We start from the raw sequence: 1234 nt of genomic DNA, 5'->3' as shown, positions 1-1234 counted from the left end.
GCGATAAAGCCGTCTTTATTCTTTATAGTTATCCTTCACTAATTAGTTTATTAAAAATTTTCATCATAACAGGTCTTCTTTGCCTATTATCGCTGTTATTACATTTTCTGATTATAAAAGTGGCAGGACTAACGCAATTGCCCCAATAATAATCGCTGTCCAGTTGAGTCCTTTCTGTGGGGAAAATAGCCCGATGATTCCTAGAACGACTGCAGCTACTCCCATCCATACTGGTTGCCAAAAGAAAGCGATTATCCCTACAAGAATTCCAATCCATCCTAACCATTGCCCAGTTGTATTACTCATGATTTATCTTCTCCTTATGCATATTTTTTAATTATTTATTTAATCGAGAAACATATTCTGTTAAGCGGCCTTGACTTTTGTTTTAAGGACCGGATAGCCTACGTTTTCGATAGCTTTTTGAATCTCTTCAATCGAAGTGACAGCTGAATCAAAATCGACTTTGACTTTGCTGGAGTTGAATAATACTTTAAGGCTGTCTTTATCAACACCGTTAACTGATTTCACGGCACCTTCAATTTTTTGCATACAACTTGGACAAGACAACGTTTCTAATTGTAATATAGCTTTTTCCATAATTCCTATCTCCTTTATGTGTGTTTATTTTATCGGCAGCAGATTAATGAATACTGCCTTTTCCTCTTTACAACTGTAATATAGCTCACTTTTAGCAAACGAAAATTGACGCATATCAAGTTCGGCACTTCTTTCTATCTTTTTGCTCAATTCACCATCTTAATAGTCTTTTTCTACCCCTTATTGTCATCAGAATAATAAGAAATTGGTGGATAATCTTGTCTGCGTATAAACCATACTACAATCGCGCCAATAAACAGGGTCAGAGACAAGGCTTGTGAAAAGCGGATCCACTCGCCAATCCATAAACTGTTCGTTCGCATACCTTCAATGAAGAACCGACCCACTGAGTTCTGTCCCATTGTTAATGAAGAGCAACAGAACACCAACGTGTACAAAAAAGTGTGTCCGATTATTCGCTGTAAAGCAATAAATCATCTAAATCCTGAATCTTAATCCTTTTCCCAGACAGCTGTTGAATCAATCCCTCATTCTCCAATTCTCCAAATTTGCGACTGATGGTCTCAGGTGTCGTTCCTAAATAGGAAGCAATGTCCTTTTTTGCCATCGGCAGGGTGATGGTGGGAGAGTTGCCCATTTCAGGTTCCACATTTTCTGCCAAAAACAAAACTAA

The 1234-nt window shown here is 37.8% G+C and carries 3 protein-coding genes and 1 pseudogene; all 4 read right to left on the bottom strand.

Annotated features, from left to right (window positions below):
• Positions 1-111 precede the first annotated feature (111 nt).
• Positions 112-306, bottom strand: coding sequence for a DUF308 domain-containing protein (locus ACRCJ0_RS14445; protein WP_072695715.1), 195 nt, complete (start codon positions 304-306; stop codon positions 112-114).
• Positions 307-366: 60 nt separating this feature from the next.
• Positions 367-600 (bottom strand): heavy-metal-associated domain-containing protein, encoded by a 234-nt coding sequence (locus ACRCJ0_RS14440; protein ID WP_094518674.1) that lies wholly within the window; start codon positions 598-600, stop codon positions 367-369.
• Positions 601-773: 173 nt separating this feature from the next.
• Positions 774-950, bottom strand: a pseudogene (locus ACRCJ0_RS14435) (prolipoprotein diacylglyceryl transferase family protein); the annotation flags it as partial.
• A gap of 62 nt (positions 951-1012) precedes the next feature.
• Positions 1013-1234 (bottom strand): helix-turn-helix domain-containing protein (locus tag ACRCJ0_RS14430; RefSeq protein ID WP_431390904.1); only part of this gene is annotated, 222 nt, incomplete at its 5' end.

It is taken from the genome of Aerococcus sp. L_32, from assembly GCF_050689315.1.
Note: the sequence above shows the minus strand (reverse complement) of the source record. Positions and strands in the feature narration are given on the sequence as shown.